At 71.6% G+C, this 16,046-nt stretch carries 11 protein-coding genes; 4 read left to right on the forward strand and 7 right to left on the reverse strand.

Annotated features, from left to right (window positions below):
• From P9849_RS06240 to metH, 3 genes are all read left to right on the forward strand, one after another.
• Window positions 1-1,095: an alpha-ketoacid dehydrogenase subunit beta gene (locus P9849_RS06240; RefSeq protein ID WP_278268778.1), complete on the forward strand. Its 1,095-nt coding sequence runs from the start codon at window positions 1-3 to the stop codon at window positions 1,093-1,095.
• Complete coding sequence (locus P9849_RS06245) at window positions 1,095-2,492, forward strand: dihydrolipoamide acetyltransferase family protein (protein ID WP_278268779.1); 1,398 nt, start codon at window positions 1,095-1,097, stop codon at window positions 2,490-2,492. Before P9849_RS06240 ends, P9849_RS06245 begins: the two co-directional genes overlap by 1 nt.
• A gap of 146 nt (window positions 2,493-2,638) precedes the next feature.
• Entirely contained in the window at window positions 2,639-6,262 is a 3,624-nt protein-coding gene (metH, locus tag P9849_RS06250; protein ID WP_278268780.1) for a methionine synthase, read from the forward strand.
• Here the strand turns inward: metH and P9849_RS06255 are convergent.
• The 7 genes from P9849_RS06255 to P9849_RS06285 form a co-directional block, all read right to left on the reverse strand.
• A complete protein-coding gene (locus P9849_RS06255) occupies window positions 6,252-9,209 on the reverse strand; it encodes an ATP-binding cassette domain-containing protein (protein WP_278268781.1) in 2,958 nt (985 codons plus the stop codon). The two genes, metH and P9849_RS06255, sit on opposite strands and share 11 nt — an antisense overlap.
• A complete protein-coding gene (locus P9849_RS06260; protein ID WP_278268782.1) occupies window positions 9,206-9,775 on the reverse strand; it encodes a hypothetical protein in 570 nt (189 codons plus the stop codon). The genes P9849_RS06255 and P9849_RS06260 overlap by 4 nt, the downstream gene beginning before the upstream one ends.
• 59 nt (window positions 9,776-9,834) lie before the next feature.
• Window positions 9,835-10,254, reverse strand: coding sequence for an ATP-binding protein (locus P9849_RS06265; protein ID WP_278268783.1), 420 nt, complete (start codon window positions 10,252-10,254; stop codon window positions 9,835-9,837).
• Entirely contained in the window at window positions 10,244-10,576 is a 333-nt protein-coding gene (locus tag P9849_RS06270; RefSeq protein ID WP_066215631.1) for an STAS domain-containing protein, read from the reverse strand. The genes P9849_RS06265 and P9849_RS06270 overlap by 11 nt, the downstream gene beginning before the upstream one ends.
• On the reverse strand, window positions 10,573-12,543 hold the full coding sequence (locus tag P9849_RS06275) for a glycosyltransferase (RefSeq protein ID WP_278268784.1): 1,971 nt from the start codon (window positions 12,541-12,543) through the stop codon (window positions 10,573-10,575). Before P9849_RS06275 ends, P9849_RS06270 begins: the two co-directional genes overlap by 4 nt.
• Window positions 12,540-13,694: a GAF domain-containing SpoIIE family protein phosphatase gene (locus P9849_RS06280; RefSeq protein WP_278268785.1), complete on the reverse strand. Its 1,155-nt coding sequence runs from the start codon at window positions 13,692-13,694 to the stop codon at window positions 12,540-12,542. Before P9849_RS06280 ends, P9849_RS06275 begins: the two co-directional genes overlap by 4 nt.
• An 87-nt stretch (window positions 13,695-13,781) precedes the next feature.
• Window positions 13,782-14,663, reverse strand: a complete 882-nt coding sequence (locus P9849_RS06285) for a LysR family transcriptional regulator (RefSeq protein ID WP_278268786.1) — start codon at window positions 14,661-14,663, stop codon at window positions 13,782-13,784.
• Between the two features lie 70 nt (window positions 14,664-14,733).
• On the opposite strand from P9849_RS06285, the gene P9849_RS06290 reads away from it, so the two are divergent.
• Window positions 14,734-16,026 (forward strand): MFS transporter, encoded by a 1,293-nt coding sequence (locus P9849_RS06290; protein ID WP_278268787.1) that lies wholly within the window; start codon window positions 14,734-14,736, stop codon window positions 16,024-16,026.
• The last annotated feature ends 20 nt before the right edge of the window (window positions 16,027-16,046 follow it).

Here is a 16,046-nt window from a genome sequence, read left to right on the forward strand (position 1 = left end):
ATGAGCACCGTCGCAGAAGCGGCAGCGGCCCGCGCGGCCGCGACCGCCGGGCCGTCTGTTGAAGGACACAGCCACGTGACCTTCGCCAAGGCCCTCACCACCGCCATGGCGGACGCGATGCGCGCCGATCCCGGCGTCGTCGTGTTCGGGGAGGACGTGGCCACGCTGGGCGGCGTCTTCCGCATCACCGACGGGCTCCAGAAGGAGTTCGGCGAGCAGCGCTGCTTCGACACGCCGCTGGCGGAATCCGGAATCGTCGGCATGGCGCTCGGCATGGCCATGAACGGCCTCCGCCCGGTGATCGAGATGCAGTTCGACGCCTTCGCGTACCCGGCGTTCGAGCAGATCGCGAGCCACGTCGCCAAGATGCACAACCGCACCCGCGGACGGATCACGCTGCCGCTCGTCATCCGGGTGCCGTACGCGGGCGGGATCGGCGGCGTCGAGCACCATTGCGACTCCTCCGAGGCCTACTACGCGCACACGCCGGGGCTCAAGGTCTTCACGCCGTCGAGCGTCGCGGACGCGTACCTCCTCCTGCGCGAGGCCATCGCGAGCGAGGACCCCGTGGTGTTCATGGAGCCCAAGAAGCTGTACTGGTCCAAGGAATCGGTGGACCTGGACGCGTTGCGGGACGCGTTCGAGAGCACTGCGTCAGAGGGTACCGGCGCCCCGGCCGGCGTCCGCGAGGAAGGCCGGGCCGCCGTCGTGCGTCCAGGAACCGACGCGACGATCATCGCCTACGGCCCCGCCGTCCCGCCCGCGCTCGCCGCAGCCGAAGCGGCGGCAGCTGAGGGGCGGAGCGTGGAGGTCATTGACGTGCGGACCATCGTCCCCTTCGACGACGAGACCATCAGCGCCTCGGTCCGCAAGACCGGGCGGGTCGTGGTGGTCGCAGAGGCGCAGGGTTTCGCGTCCGTCGCCTCGGAGATCACCGCGCGCGTCCAGGAACGCTGCTTCCACTCGCTCGCCGCGCCGATCCGCCGGGTCACCGGCTTCGACATCCCGTACCCGGCGCCCAAATTCGAGCACTGGTACCTGCCCGGCGTCGACCGCATCCTCGACGCCCTCGACGAGCTGCAGTGGGAGGACTGATGAGCCGCGAGTTTCTGCTGCCCGATCTGGGGGAGGGCCTGACCGAGGCGGAGCTGGTTCGTTGGCTGGTCGCCGTCGGGGACAGCGTCACGATCGACCAGCCCGTCGCCGAGGTCGAGACCGCGAAAGCCGTGGTGGAGGTGCCGTCGCCGTTCGCGGGGACGGTCGCCGTGCTGCACGGCGCGGAGGGCGAGACGCTCGACGTCGGCAAGCCGCTCATCAGCATCGACGAGGGCGGCGCGTCGGCCACGCCGGTCGTGGAGACGGCTTCCGACTATCGCACCGAGGAGCGTGCCGGCTCCGGCAACGTCCTCATCGGCTACGGCACCTCGGGATCGACCGACGCCGGCCGGTCCCGCCGGCGCAAAACCGCGGCTCCCGCACGGCTCGCCTCAGCCCGGGAGACTCCGCGGGTCTCGCCGGCTCCCGCGGAGCGCGGGTCCGTGGACGCCATCCGCGTCGTCTCCCCGCTGGTCCGCAAGCTGGCCCGGGACCTCGGCGTCGCATTGCACGCCCTCGACGGTTCCGGCCCCGACGGGCTGATCCTGCGACGGGACGTCGAGCAGGCGTCGGCCGGTACGCCCGCAGCCAGTGCCGCGGCGGCCGCGGCAGCCACGGCCGTGACCCTCGTGGGCCAGGGCACGGCCGAGGGCGCCGGCACCGACGCGTCGACCGACCCCTCGACCGGCCTGCCGATCGCGGCCCGCACGCCGCTACGGGGAATGCGGCGCACGATCGCCCAGGCGATGGTCCGCAGCCGCACCGAGATCCCCGAAGCGACGGTCTGGGTGGATGTCGACGCGACCGACCTCGTGGAGCTCCGTGCCGGTCTCAAGCGGCGCGACCCGGAGAACGCGCCGAGTCTGCTGGCGTTCATCGCGCGGTTCGTGCTGGCCGGGCTGGCGAAGTATCCCGAGCTGAACACCCGGATCGAGACGGCGGAGGACGGTGGCCAGGAGATCGTTTCCTTCGACGGCGTGAACCTCGGGTTCGCGGCCCAGACCGACCGCGGACTCGTGGTGCCCAGCATCCGCGCCGCCCACCGCCTGAGCGCCCGCGCCCTGGACGGCGAGCTGAAGCGGCTGACCGGCGTCGCACGTGAAGGGAAGGCGAGCCCCGCCGACCTGTCCGGCAGCACGTTCACCCTCAACAACTACGGGGTGTTCGGCGTGGACGGCAGCGCGGCGATCATCAACCACCCCGAGGCGGCGATCCTCGGCGTCGGGCGGATCATCGACCGGCCGTGGGTGGTCGACGGGGCGCTCGCGGTGCGGAAGGTCGTGGAGCTCTCGCTCGTGTTCGATCACCGGGTGTGCGACGGCGGGACGGCCGGCGGCTTCCTGCGGTACGTCGCAGACGCGATCGAGAGCCCGGGCACGGTCCTGGCGGACTTGTAGGGGCGCCGCGGCGCGTTGCGTGCTCAGTTGTTGCGGGTCCTCGGCGTCCTGACCCGCAACTACTGAGCACGCAAGCGAAAAACCGGCCCGCCGTAGCAGTCGGAAACACAAGCAGGCGTGACTCCGCGCGCCCGTAGTCTGGTGCCATGCCTCGTTTCGCGCTCGACATCGACTCCGTGCCCCGCCCCGCCCGAGCCCAGGCGCTCCTGGACGCCGTGAACCAGCGGGTGGTCATCGCGGACGGGGCCATGGGCACCATGCTGCAGGGCCGCGAGCTGTCCCTCGACACCGATTTCCAGGGCCTCGAGGGTTGCAACGAGATCCTCAACGACACCCGCCCGGACGTCATCGCGGACATCCACGACGCCTACTTCGCGGTGGGCATCGACGCGGTGGAAACCAACACCTTCGGCGCGAACTGGTCGAACCTCTCGGACTACGGCATCGATGACCGGATCGAGGAACTGGCCCGCAAGGGCGCGGCGATCGCCCGCGAACGCGCCGAGGCGGCGGAGGCACAGGACGGCCGGATGCGCTGGGTCCTCGGCTCGATGGGCCCCGGCACGAAGCTCCCGAGCCTCGGCCACACCAGCTACGACCACCTCAAGCAGACCTTCGCGCTGCAGGCGGAGGGACTCATCGACGGCGGCGCGGACGCGTTCCTGATCGAGACGAGTCAGGACCTGCTCCAGACGAAGTCCGCGGTCAACGGGTGCAAGCAGGCGATCGTGAACCGCGGCGTCCGCCTCCCGATCTTCGTCGAGGTGACGGTCGAGACCACGGGCACTATGCTCATGGGATCCGAGATCGGCGCCGCCCTCACCGCGCTGGAACCGCTCGGCGTCGACGCGATCGGCCTCAACTGCGCCACCGGTCCGGAGGAGATGAGCGAGCACCTGCGCCACCTCTCCAAGCAGTCCACCGTGGCGATCGCCTGCATGCCCAACGCCGGCCTGCCGGTCCTGGGCGCCAACGGGGCACACTATCCGCTCACCCCTGCCGAGCTGGCCACGGCCCACGAGCAGTTCGTGCGCGAGTTCGGCCTGGGCCTGGTGGGCGGCTGCTGCGGCACGACGCCGGAGCACCTGGCCGCCGTCGTCGAACGTCTGGCACCCTTCCGGAAGCCCGGCGCGGGGGGACGCACGCCGAGCGAGCAGGACGCCGGCATCGCCTCGCTGTACCAGCACGTCTCCTTCGACCAGGACTCCTCCTATCTGGCGATCGGGGAGCGCACCAACGCCAACGGCTCCAAGGCCTTCCGTCAGGCCATGCTGGAGGAGCGCTGGGACGACTGCGTGGACATCGCGCGGGAGCAGATCCGCGTGGGCGCGCACCTCCTGGACGTCTGCGTGGACTATGTGGGGCGCGACGGCGTGGCGGACATCCAGCAGGTCGTGTCCCGTTTCGCCTCGGCCTCCACCCTCCCGCTCGTCATCGACTCGACGGAACCGCCCGTGCTGAAGGCGGGGCTGGAACTGATCGGCGGCCGCCCCGTCGTCAACTCCGTCAACTACGAGGACGGCGACGGGCCGGAGAGCCGCTTCGCCCGGATCATGCCGCTCGTGAAGGAGCACGGCACGGCCGTCATCGCCCTCACCATCGACGAGGAGGGCCAGGCCCGCACCACCGAGGGCAAGGTCGCGATCGCCTCGCGCCTCGTGGATTCGCTCGTCGGCGAATGGGGCATGAAGGTCGAGGACATCATCGTCGACGCCCTCACCTTCCCCATCGCCACGGGCCAGGAGGAGACCCGCCGCGACGGCATCGAGACCATCGAGGCGATCCGCCAGATCACGGCAAAATACCCCGGCATCCACACGACCCTCGGCGTCTCCAATGTCTCCTTCGGCCTCAACCCGGCCGCGCGCATGGTCCTGAACTCGGTGTTCCTCCACGAGGCCGTCCAGGCAGGTCTCTCCAGCGGCATCATCGACGCCGCCAAGATCGTCCCGCTCGCGTCCCTCCCGGAGGAGCAGCGCAAAGTCGCGCTGGATCTCGTGTGGGACCGCCGCGAATACGACGCCGACGGCAACGTCACGTACGACCCGCTCGCGACGATGCTGGACCTGTTCGCCGGCGTCGACACCGCGGCGCTGCGTGACCAGCGTGCCGCGGAACTCGCCGCACTGCCCACGGGCGAACGGCTCCAGCGCCGCATCATCGACGGCGAGGGCAAGGGTCTCGAGGCTGACCTCGACCTGGCCCGGGCCGAGGGCATGACCCCGCTCGGCATCATCAACGACCACCTCCTGGAAGGCATGAAGGTGGTCGGCGAGCGGTTCGGCGCGGGCGAGATGCAGCTGCCGTTCGTGCTCCAGTCCGCCGAGGTCATGAAGAACGCGGTCGCCCTCCTGGAACCGCACATGGAGAAGTCCGACGCGTCCGGCAAGGGCACCATGGTGATCGCGACCGTGCGCGGCGATGTGCACGACATCGGCAAGAACCTGGTGGACATCATCCTCACCAACAACGGCTACAAGGTCATCAACCTCGGCATCAAGCAACCCATCGCGGACATCATCGCCGCCGCCGAGGAACACGACGCCGACGTGATCGGCATGTCCGGCCTGCTCGTGAAGTCGACCGTGGTCATGAAGGAGAACCTCGAGGAGCTCCAGTCGCGGGGCCTGGCGAAGAAGTGGCCCATCATCCTGGGCGGCGCGGCGCTGACCCGCACCTATGTCGAGGACGATCTGGCCGGGATGTTCGAAGGTCAGGTCCGGTACGCCAAGGACGCGTTCGAGGGGCTGGCCCTCATGGAGCCGCTCGTGCGGGTCGCCCGCGGTGAGGATCCGGAGGCCGTCGGCCTTCCGGCGCTGAAGAAGCGGATCCACCGGACGGGCGGCGGGCTCACCCTCACCGAGCCGGACGCCATGCCGGGACGATCCGACGTCGCGACGGACAACGCGGTGCCCGCCCCGCCGTTCTGGGGCACCCGGATCGTGCGCGGCGTCGCGCTCGCGGACTTCGCGGCCTTCCTCGACGAGCGCGCCACCTTCATGGGGCAGTGGGGCCTCAAACCCGGCCGCGGCGAAGGCGGCGCCAGCTACGAGGAACTCGTGGAGCGCGAGGGACGTCCGCGCCTGCGCTACTGGCTGGACCGGATCCTGGCGGAGGGCATGATCGACCCGTCCATCGCCTACGGGTACTTCCCGGTGGTCGCCGAGGGGAACCAGGTGGTCGTGCTGCATCACGGCGAGGACCCCGACGGCGTGCTGGGCGTGCCCGGATTGCTGGCCCCCGACGGCGGCTCCGGCGCGCCGATCGGCACCGAGCGCCTGCGCTTCGACTTCCCCCGGCAGCGTCGGGACCGGCACCTGTGTCTGGCGGACTTCGTACGTTCCCGGGAGTCCGGTCAGGTGGACGTGCTGCCCGTGCAGCTCGTCACGGCCGGCGCGAAGATCGACGAGTTCACGGCCAAGATGTTCGCCGCGAACCAGTACCGCGACTACTACGAGGTTCACGGCCTGGTCATGCAGCTCACCGAGGCGCTGGCCGAGTTCTGGCACTCCCGGATCCGGGAGGAGCTGGGCTTCGCCTCGGAGGAGCCGGCCGACAAGGAGGGCCTGTTCAAGCTGGACTACCGCGGCGCGCGCTTCTCGCTCGGTTACCCGGCCTGCCCGGACATGGAGGACCGTCGCAAGGTGATGGAGCTCCTGCACGCCGAACGCATGGGCGTGATCCTGAGCGATGAGCTCATGCTGCACCCCGAGCAGTCCACGGACGCGTTCGTGTTCCACCACCCGGAGGCGAAGTACTTCAAGGTGTGAGGCTCAACCGCCTGGCCCGGTCCTCGGACGCCGTGCCGCGGCGGAAGCCGGGGCGGGGCGCGGGTGCCGTGACGGGTTTCGCGCGCCGGAGCGCGGCGAGCACCGCCCGGCCCACGACGGCGATCCCCACCACCGTGGTGACGGCTCGCAGGGTGTCCCAGCCCGCCGTCGAGGTCAGCAGGGAGTAAAGCAGGAAGCTGCGGAGGTTGTCGAGCAGCGGCGCGCCCGGCAGGTACGAGATGCCCGTGCCGGCGCCCACCGCGAACGGCCAGAACCACAGATTCGTCAGCAGGCCGAAGAGGTAGGACGCCACCACACCGTACAGGCCGAGCATCCACAGCTCCGCGACCCCTCGGACCCGCCGGGGGAGCAGACCCGCGCCCGCCCCGACCCACGCGCACGCGAAGATCTGGAACGGCGTCCACGGGCCGATCCCGCCCCACACCGCGCTCGACAGGGCGATCGTCGCGGCGCCGAGCAGCAGCCCGAACCGCGCGCCGTAGGCCCGGCCGGCCAGGATCAGCAGGATGAACACGGCCTCGACCCCGCCGACCCCCGTGCTCGCCACGCGGACCGCCGACCCGACCGCGGCCAGCACCCCCAGCAGGGCCACAGTGTGCGCCGACCGGACCGAGCCGTCCAGGCAGATCACGACGGCGATCGCGGCCAGCGGCGCGATCGCCAGGGCCGCGTACGGGGTCGCCGCAGCGGCGTCCTCGGGCAGCGCCGTCGCCACCAGGGGCCAGCAGAAGGCGGCGAACGCCAGAAGATTCGCCAGGAGCAGGGTGACGGCCTCGGCGCCGCGGGGGAGGTGGGGTCGCCGAGGTCGCCACGTGCGCCGGGTCCGCTGAGTGCCCCGGCGGGCTCCGATGGGCCGTGAGGCGGGCGGGAGGGGGTGGGCCCAGAGCTGGTTGGTCGTCGACGGCCCCGCGGTTCCCGCGACTCGGGCCTCGTCGTCACCGCCTTCATCCCCGCTCTCCGCACCGTCACCCGGAACCGGCGTGACGCCGTCGCGCATCGGCAGGATCCGGGCGCCGAGCCCGTGGGCGAAGTCGCGGTCGTGGGTCGCGAGGAGCACCGCGGCGCCCGTGCCGGCGGCGGCTTCCAGTGCTCTGCCGACCGCTTCCCGGGCCGCGGGATCCAGGCCGCGGGTCGGTTCGTCGATCACGAGGACCCCGGGCTCGCCGAGACTCTGCAGGGTGAGGGCGAGGATGCGGCGCTCGCCGGCGGAGAGATCGCGGGGGTGCTCGCCGGCGTCGGGGATCCGGCCGCCCGCGCGCAGCAGCCGGAACCGGTCCCAGGCGTCGCTCTCGGTGATGTCGCCGGGTGCACGCCGCGCCGCGGCCCGGAGTTCGGCGCCGACGGTGTCACGGGTGAAGAGGTCGTCGGAGGCGTCGGGCACGAGAGCGATCCGGACGCCGCTGCCGGCCACCGTGCCGCGGAGTTCCTTGTCGCGGTGCTTCCCGAAGAGCGCCAGGGCCACGAGAAGCGACGACTTCCCGGCGCCATTGGGCCCGACCAGCGCCGTGATGTGACCCCGGTGCAGGTCCAGCGACGCGTCGCGGAGCAGGGTCTTCCCGTGCCGTGTGAGGGACAGGCCGGTCGCTGTGAGGACGGGCTCGCCGTCGGGCCCGGGGACCGGGCCGGTCGCGTCCCCGAACGGGACGGCGTCCTCCGCCCGGGTCATCAGGGGAGAGGCGCCCGGCGCCAGCACGCCGCCGTCGAGGGCCCACCAGGTGTCGGCCACGGAGACCAGCGCCCCGGCGCGATGTTCCGCGACCAGGACGCACACCCCGTGGCGGTGGGCGAGGTCGCCGAGCACGGTGACGACGCGGCGCCGCGCGGAGGTGTCCAGGTCGGCGAGCGGTTCGTCCACGAGCAGCAGCATCGGTTCCTGCACGACGGCGGCCGCGATGGCCACGAGGGTCGCTTCACCCGCGGACAAGTTCGTCAGATCGCGGTCCAGGAGCACTTCGACGCCGACGGCCGCCGCGACGTCCTGCACCCGAGCGCGGGCGACCGGGCCGTGGACGCCGCGCAGTTCCAGGGCGAGGGCGATCTCGTCGCGGACTCGTGTGGTGGCGAACGCGGCGCGAGGATTCTGGAGCACCACGCCCACGAGGCCTGCGGTGTCGCGGGGCGGGACGCTCGCACGGTCGATGCCGGCGACGCGCACGGTGCCCTCAAGGGTGCCGCCGTCGACGTGGGACAGCAGCCCGGCCAGGCCGCGCAGCACCGTCGATTTGCCGGAGCCGGTGGGGCCCGTAAGCACGGTCAGCGTCCCGGGCGCGGGCGTGAAGGCGTGGACGGTGATCGTCGTGCCGCCGATGCCGAAGGTGGCGTTCTCGGCCACGACGGGCTCGACGAGGAGGGGCTCGGCAGGGCCGGCGCCTTCCGCACGGCCGCTCGCCGCAGGGGAGGCCGCCGCCGGCAGTCCGGCCCCGGCGAAGCCGCGCAGTTCCAGCGCGGCGGCCACGCGGCTCGCGTGCTCGAGAGTGCGTTCCAGGACCGGGACGAGGGCCCGCGCCCCGAACCGCTCACCGCGCAGGAGGCAGGCCAGCCGCACTGAACGGACCGCGTCCGCCAGCGCGGGCAGCGCGGCCCACGCCACCACGAGCATCCGGGCGGCCCCGCGCAACGGGCCGCGGCGCGCGAGCACCGTGAACCCCCGGGCCACGTCGACCAGCGAGTTGAGCAGCGCGAAGGCCAGGATGCCCGCCGCGATCGGGAGGGCCGACAGGACCGCTTCCCAGAGGCCGGACCCGGTGACGGGCCCCAGGAAGGTGACCGACGAGTACGGAGCCGGGAGCGGGAAGGCCGGGAGGTTGAGGAGGACGGTCCCGCCGTCGTCGGCCCCGTTGAAGAGGACGCGGTAGAGGACCCGCGCCACCACGAAGAAGGCGGCGAGGGCCGCCCCGGCGCGTAGCGGCGCGGGCCGGAAGGTCACGCCGCGGGCGCGGCCGGTGCGCCGTCGACGGTGAAGAGCAGTTCCAGGCTCTGACCCGGACTGACCTTCAGCGTGGCGAGGCCCTCCTGCGCGTAGGCCCAGGCCCCGGTGGCCGGCTTGACCCAGAGGGACCAGTACGCGAAGGCGGCGGGCATCTTCTGGCACGGCTCACGGTAGGTGCCGCCCTTGTGGGCGATGTCGAAGTCGGCGGCGGGGACGCCGTTGACGCGGCAGACCAGTTCCTTAGGGTAGGCGGTGGTGCCGACCGTGGCCACCTTCGCGTCCGCGAGAACCTTCGAAGCGGCGGTGGGGCCGCTGACCGGCACGCAGACGGGCCCGACGTCGGCGGCGGACTGCTTCAGCGCGCCGGAGGACACGATCACTTTCACGCCGTCGCAGGGGCCGTCCGCGGCAGCGGAGGCCGACGGAGCGCCGGAGGCGGTGGACGTCGCGGAAGCCGGCGCCGACGAGGACGGCGCCGGGCTGGAACAGGCGCCCAGGGTGAGGACGAGGGCCGCGGCGGCGACAGCGCTCGCGGCGGCGGTGCGGAATGTAGTGGGAGTCACGTCACCAGGGTAGGGGGAGCGGGCCGCGGAAACGGAGGCCGTGGCGTTGTGTGACGAGGTCAGCGGGGTGCCGTGCCGATCGCGCGGCGCAGCGTCCACAGGTTTCCGTCCTCCGTGCCGTCATGGCGGAACTCGTCCAGGACCGCACGGGTCAGCGCGAGTCCGCGCCCCGATTCGCTCTCCGCGTCGGGCAGTTCCGCCGACTCCAGGTCGAGCGCGACGGCGGGCGCGGTGTCCCGCACGACCGCCCGCAGCTGGCCCTCGTCGGCGGAGAGCCGCACGTGCACCCGCACGCCCGGCTCACTGTGCTGGACGATGTTGGTCGTCACTTCGCTGACCGCCAGCATGAACAGGGTGCGGTCCTCAGCCGGCACGGAGGGTGTGCCGAGCCAGAGCGTTTCGAGGGCGTCGACCACCTCGTCGACGAAAGCGGGGGAGGCCTCGCCTTCGTGGACCACCGGCTCGTGGTCACCGCTCATCGAACGCCGTCTCCGGCGTCGGGTACTCGCCGAGCACGCGGTCCAGGTTCGTCAGGCGCAGCACGGAACGCACCGCGTCCGGCACGGCCGCGAGGCGGAGGTCGCCGCCCGCCACGCGGGTCCGCTTGAGCCCGCCGATGAGCGCGCCGAGCCCGGAGGAGTCGATGAACTCGGTGCGGGACAGGTCCACGACCACGCGGGAGGTCCCGTCGCCGATCAGATCCTCCACCGCGCGCCGCAGCAGAGGGGCTCCGGAGGCGATCAGCCGGCCGTCGATGGTGACGACCGCGAAACCGTCGTGGGCGGTGGTGGTGAGGTTCATGAGTCTCCTTCGGCGACGGTTTCTTCGGATGCTGCGACGACGGCGGCCGGCCCGCGGTACCGGGCGGCCTGGATGATGACGCTGAGGACCAGGAGGTCGTAGCAGACCCAGGCCGTGTTCACGAGCGTACCCGTCCCGTCCGCCGTCCCCGCGATGACGCGGACGACGCCGATCACGAGGGCCAGGACGAGCACCGCGATCGCGGTGAGCTGCGGCCAGATCTCCCGCCACGGGATGCCCCGGGCGTCCCGGCCGTCCTTCTTGGTCACGGCGAAACTCAGCGGGCGGCCGAAGGCGACGTTCGCCACCGCGGTCCAGCAGGCGCGGATCCAGACGGGGAAGAGGGCCAGGGAATACTGCTGGCCGCGCCAGGTCTTCATACCGCGGGCCACCACGACGAACAGCAACTGGTTGACGATGAACGCAGGGAGGAACCGGGCGAAGAAGTCACCGCTCCAGGCCGTCACCGGGAGGACGCCGAACACCAGATAGATGACCGGGGCCGCGAGGTAGGCCAGCGCGGCGAAGCCGGAGAGATAGCTCCACATCGTGGCGAAGTACATGAGCCGCTGCCCGCCGGACAGGCCGCGCTTGACCAGCGGATTGTCTTTGAGCATGACCTGGAGGGTGCCCTGCGCCCAGCGGAGCCGCTGCGTCAGCATCGTGCGCAGATCCTCGGGCGCCAGGCCCCGGGCGAGGATCTCGTGGTGGTACACGCTCCGCCAGCCCTGGGAATGCAGCTGCATCGCGGTCGCCATGTCCTCGGTGACCGAGATGGTCGCCATCGGCAGGATCGGCTGAGCCTCGGAACCGCGGTCGATCCGCAGCGCCTCCAGCAGGCGCTGCACGGCCTCGACCGCTCCCAGCGGAGACAGCTCGGCGGCGGCCAGGCGGTCGAGGCGGGTCTCGTCGACCACCAGCAGATCGAGTTCCGCGTCCCGCTCGATCGGCAGGCTCGCGATGACCTCCAGGTCCTCGCGGATGCCGGCGAAGTCACGCGCCAGGAGGGACTGGGCGGAACGGTCGACGGCGTCGCTCAGGGTGGCGGTCGCCTCGGCCAGCGGGGCTCCGCTGAGCACGGCCTCCCGGGCGCGGACGATTTCGGCGCGGAGCGCCCCCAGTTCGCGGCTCAGCTCCGGGTCGTTCGCCGTCCGGGCTTCCCGGCCGATCAGGGTGTCCGCGGCTTTCAGGGCTTTCAGGGTCGACTGCGTGACGTCCTGCACGTAGCCGACGATGCCGAGCCGCATGAGTGCCTCGCGGCGCAGCACGGCATTGGAGCCGCAGAAGAACGCAGCGTTCCAGCCGTCCTTGCCCTGCTGGATCGGTCCGTAGAACAGGGGCGCCTGGCTGCCGAGCGGATCGGCGTCGTCCACGTTGATGAACCACTGCGGGGTCTGGACGAGGGCGACTTCCGGGTCGTCGGCGAAGTAGCCCAGCGTGCGGTGCAGGATAAGCGGATCCGGCACCTGGTCGGCGTCGAGGATCAGGAGGAACTCGCCGTCGGTCTCGAAGAGCGCGTTGTTGAGGTTGCCCGCCTTGGCGTGCCGGGGCTTTCCGATCCAGTCGTCGGAGCGGGTCAGGTAGCCGATCCCGGCCTCCGCGGCGGCCTGCTCCATCTCGGGGCGGGCGCCGTCGTCGAGGATCCAGGTGGTGTGAGGGTAGGCGATCCGCTGCGCGGCCCGCGCCGTGGCCATCACGAGCTCGAGAGGCTCGTTGTAGGTGGTGATGAAGACGTCCGCGGTGCCCTGGGGTTCGGACTGCGGGCGGGGCCGGTCCTTGGCGCGCCACATGGTGAGGGCGAAGAGGAAGGTGTCGATCAGGCTGTACGTCTCGGCGAGCACGAGCGGCACCGCGATCCACCACGCGGCCCAGTCCACGGAGGCGAGCCAGCGCCACACGATGTAGTTGACGCCGAAGAGGACCGAGAGGACGGCGAGGATCCGGATGAGCACGAAGCGCGTCGTCATGCGTCTCTCCGGATGATCAGCACGGTGATGTCATCGCTCGCGCGCTCGTCATGCGCAAGACGGGAGGCCTCCCGCGCGGCGCCTTCGGGACCGAGGTCACGGATGACGCGTTCCACGTGTCCGAAGGGGTCCTGAGGGTCGAGGACGTCGAGCAGGCCGTCGCTGCAGCAGACGAAGCAGTCACCGGGCGCGAGCGTCGCGACGGCGGGCTCGCGTTCCTCCGCCGTGCCGAGGCCCATGCCGAGCGGCAGTCCGGGCGAGCGCAGGTGATCCCAGCCGCCGTCGGCGCGGATGATGAAGGCGAGGCCGTGCCCGGCGTCGACGAGCTCCACGCGGCCCGCGCCGGGGTGCACGTCGGCGTGGACGGCGGTCACGAACATGCCGGTGTCCCCGAGGTCCTGTTCCACGAGCCGGTCGGCTTCGGCTATCGCCTCCGCCAGCGAGCGGCCGGGAGCGGTGCGCAGCGAGGCCCGGACGCCCGCGGCGACGAGCGCCGGCCCGGTGCCCTTGCCCATGACGTCGGCCAGGGTCAGGCGCAGGGTCCCGTCGAGAAGCGCGACGTCGTAGAAATCGCCGGACAGGCGTCCGCGGGGCGAGACCGAGGCCGCGATCGTGTAACCGTCCAACTCCGGATTGCCCTGCGGACGGAGCGAACGCTGGATGACCTCGGCGTGGTCGAGCTCCTGGTCACGGGCCAGTTCGGTCTGCACCCAGAAGGCGAGATCCCGGAGCAAGGCGCTCTGGGACTCTCCGAATTCGCGGGGTGTGGTGTCGAGGATGCACAGGGTGCCGATGGGTTCGCCGCCCGGCGCGTGCAACGGGTGCCCCGCGTAGAACCGCAGATGGGGGTCGCCGAGGACGAAGGGGTTCTCCGCGAACTCCGGGGTCGTGCTCGCGTCCTCGACGACCACGGTGGCATCCTGGCGGACCGTGTAGTCGCAGAAGGAATCCTCGCGGGGGGCTTCGGCGCCGCCCAGGCCGATCTGGGATTTGCGCCATTGCCGGTCCCGGTCCAGGAGCGAGACGCTGACCATGGGGACGCCGAACATCTCCTTGGCAAGGCGGGCCACACGGTCCACCCTCTCGTCGGGCGGGGTGTCCAGGATCCCCATCCGGTCCAGTGCTTCCTGACGTCGTGCCTCGTCGACCATGCAGCCCCCTTCATGTCTTACCTGAGTCTAGACATGTGTCGCGTCCCACGTCAGGGGCCTGTCGTCAGGAATCTTCGGGGCTCGACCTCAACCGCGGAAGACGCTGACGAACTCGTTCACCAGGGCGGAGCTCACCGGAGGGGTCACGACGCCGATCACCCGGTGCGCGGCGGGATGGTCGATGGGTACTTCCGCCACCTCGAGGCCCGACCCGCGACCCGGCGGGAGGACGGAGATACCGAGCCCGGCCGCCGCGAGCCCCCGGGCGTCGCGCGTGTCGTCCACTTCGAAGGTCACGTTCGGCAGTTCACCGCGAGTGCCGAGGATCCGGTGCACCGAGTCATACAGCCCGTAGCCGCGACGCAGCATGATGAGGTCCTGGGTCTTCAGATCGTCCACCGTCACGGGCCTGCCACGGTGGGCGAGCGGATGCTGCGGACTCATGGCGGCCACGAGCGGCTCGGTGAAGAACTCCACGGTGCGCAGATCCTCCGCGTGCGGCGGATCCGCGACGACGGCGAGGTCCACCTCGCCGTCCCGCACCCGACGGATGCAGGCGGCGCGGGAGCCGTGGCTGAGTTCGAAGCGCACCTTGGGATGGCGCGTCGTCAGCCGCGCGATGGCCCGGGGCACGTACGTCTCGCCGAGAACGTTCTGATACGCCACGGACACCACGGCCTCCTCCTGCAGGCCGTGCGCCCGTGCGGCCGCGACGCCGTCCTCCACCCGCGCCAGGGCGCTCGCGGCCGCCTCGGCCAGGGTTCCGCCGGCCTCGGTCAGTCGGACCCCTCGTCCCACGCGGTGGAGCAGCGGCACTCCCAGGAGGTCGCCGAGCCGGGCGAGGGACCGGCTCGCGGAGGGCTGGGGCACCCCGAGTTCCTCGGCGGCGGCCGTCACGGAGCCCGTTCGCGCCAGCTCCACGAGGAGCGGCAGATGAGGGAGCACCTGACGCACGAGATGCGGATTCATGTCCATAGTGGATGAGTCTAGGAGGAAATGACATTAGTCATAACCCCATTGCGTGAGTACCGTCGGAAGGGTGAGACTTTCACCCTTCGAAACACCCGTTGTGGCGGCGTCCACACCCGGCGCGTCCGCCCCCGGTGACCGTCGTTCGGATGCCCGGGACGACCTCGGGGAGCAGCGCAGGTACCGCCGGATGATGGCGGCGCTCCTGGCCGCCGGCGTCGCGACGTTCGCCCAGCTGTACGCGATTCAGGGGGTACTGCCGGGCATTGCCCGGGAGCTGTCGCTGAGTGCTTCCACGGCGGCGCTGAGCGTCTCGGCCGCCACCACGGGCCTCGCGGCGGGCGTGCTGCTCTGGGCCGCCGTCGCCGACAGGATCGGACGGCTGCGGTGCATGCGGGTCGCTGTGACGGGGACCGTGGTGCTCGGATTGGCGACGGCCGTGGCGCCGGGCCTGGAACTCCTCCTCGGGCTGCGGTTCCTCACCGGGCTCGTGGTCGGTGGCGTCCCGGTGCTCGCCGTCGCGTATGTGTATGAGCAGCTGGCGGGGCCACGGGCCGCGGTCGCCGCGACGGTGTACATCTCGGGGACCACGGTCGGGGGAGCGCTGGGGCGGCTCGTGGCCGGGCCGCTCGGGGCGTGGGCCGGATGGCGCAGCGCGCTGCTTGCTGTGGGACTCCTGAGCCTCGTGGCCGCAGTGCTGTTCCTCTGGCTGGCGCCCCGGGAACGGGGGCCGCGCGGCGGGGCCACGCAGCCTTCCGCGGGAGGTGCGCGCTCACCCGGCACGCCGGGCCGCATCCGCCAGGCGCTGAAGCCGGCCCGGCTGAACGTGCTGTACCTGCAGGCGTTCCTGGTCACCGGCAGTTTCGTGGCGGTGTTCAACTTTCTGACGTTCCGGCTCGAAGCGGCGCCGTTCTTCCTGCCGGCGGCGCTGGCTTCTCTGGTGTTCCTGGCCTATTTCGCGGGGACGGCCTCCTCCCGTCTCGCCGGGCGGTGGCTCAGCCGCCGTGGCTTCGCGTGGACCAGTCTGTGCGGCGTGCTCGCGATGATCGCCGGCCTGGCGGTTCTGCTGGTCGACCGCCTGCCCGCGATCGTCGTGGGCCTGCTGCTCTTCACCGCGGGGAACTTCATGTCCCATGCGGCGGCCGTCGCCACGGTCGGCGCCAGGGCGGGTGAAGCGTTCCGCGGCCAGGCCAGCGCGCTGTACAACATCGCCTTCTATCTGGGATCGTCCGTGCTCGGCTGGCTGCTGGGCCTGGCGTTCGACAGCGCGGGCTGGCTCGGGATGAGCTGCGGCATCGCTGGCGCGCTACTCCTCGTCGTGGTCCTCAACGTGGTCGAGCTGCGGAGGGCGGCGGGCCGGTGACCATCCGATCGGGTCCGGAG

It is taken from the genome of Arthrobacter sp. Y-9, assembly GCF_029690065.1.
Classification (GTDB): Bacteria; Actinomycetota; Actinomycetes; order Actinomycetales; family Micrococcaceae; genus Arthrobacter_E.

Bases quoted from the DNA above. Each gene is read 5' to 3' on its own strand.
- P9849_RS06240 (WP_278268778.1), top strand. From the start codon at position 1: ATGAGCACCGTCGCAGAAGCGGCAGCGGCCCGCGCGGCCGCGACCGCC.
- P9849_RS06245 (WP_278268779.1), top strand. From the start codon at position 1,095: ATGAGCCGCGAGTTTCTGCTGCCCGATCTGGGGGAGGGCCTGACCGAG.
- metH (WP_278268780.1), top strand. From the start codon at position 2,639: ATGCCTCGTTTCGCGCTCGACATCGACTCCGTGCCCCGCCCCGCCCGA.
- P9849_RS06265 (WP_278268783.1), bottom strand. From the start codon at position 10,254: ATGAGCGGTGACCACGAGCCGGTGGTCCACGAAGGCGAGGCCTCCCCC.
- P9849_RS06270 (WP_066215631.1), bottom strand. From the start codon at position 10,576: ATGAACCTCACCACCACCGCCCACGACGGTTTCGCGGTCGTCACCATC.
- P9849_RS06275 (WP_278268784.1), bottom strand. From the start codon at position 12,543: ATGACGACGCGCTTCGTGCTCATCCGGATCCTCGCCGTCCTCTCGGTC.
- P9849_RS06280 (WP_278268785.1), bottom strand. From the start codon at position 13,694: ATGGTCGACGAGGCACGACGTCAGGAAGCACTGGACCGGATGGGGATC.
- P9849_RS06285 (WP_278268786.1), bottom strand. From the start codon at position 14,663: ATGAATCCGCATCTCGTGCGTCAGGTGCTCCCTCATCTGCCGCTCCTC.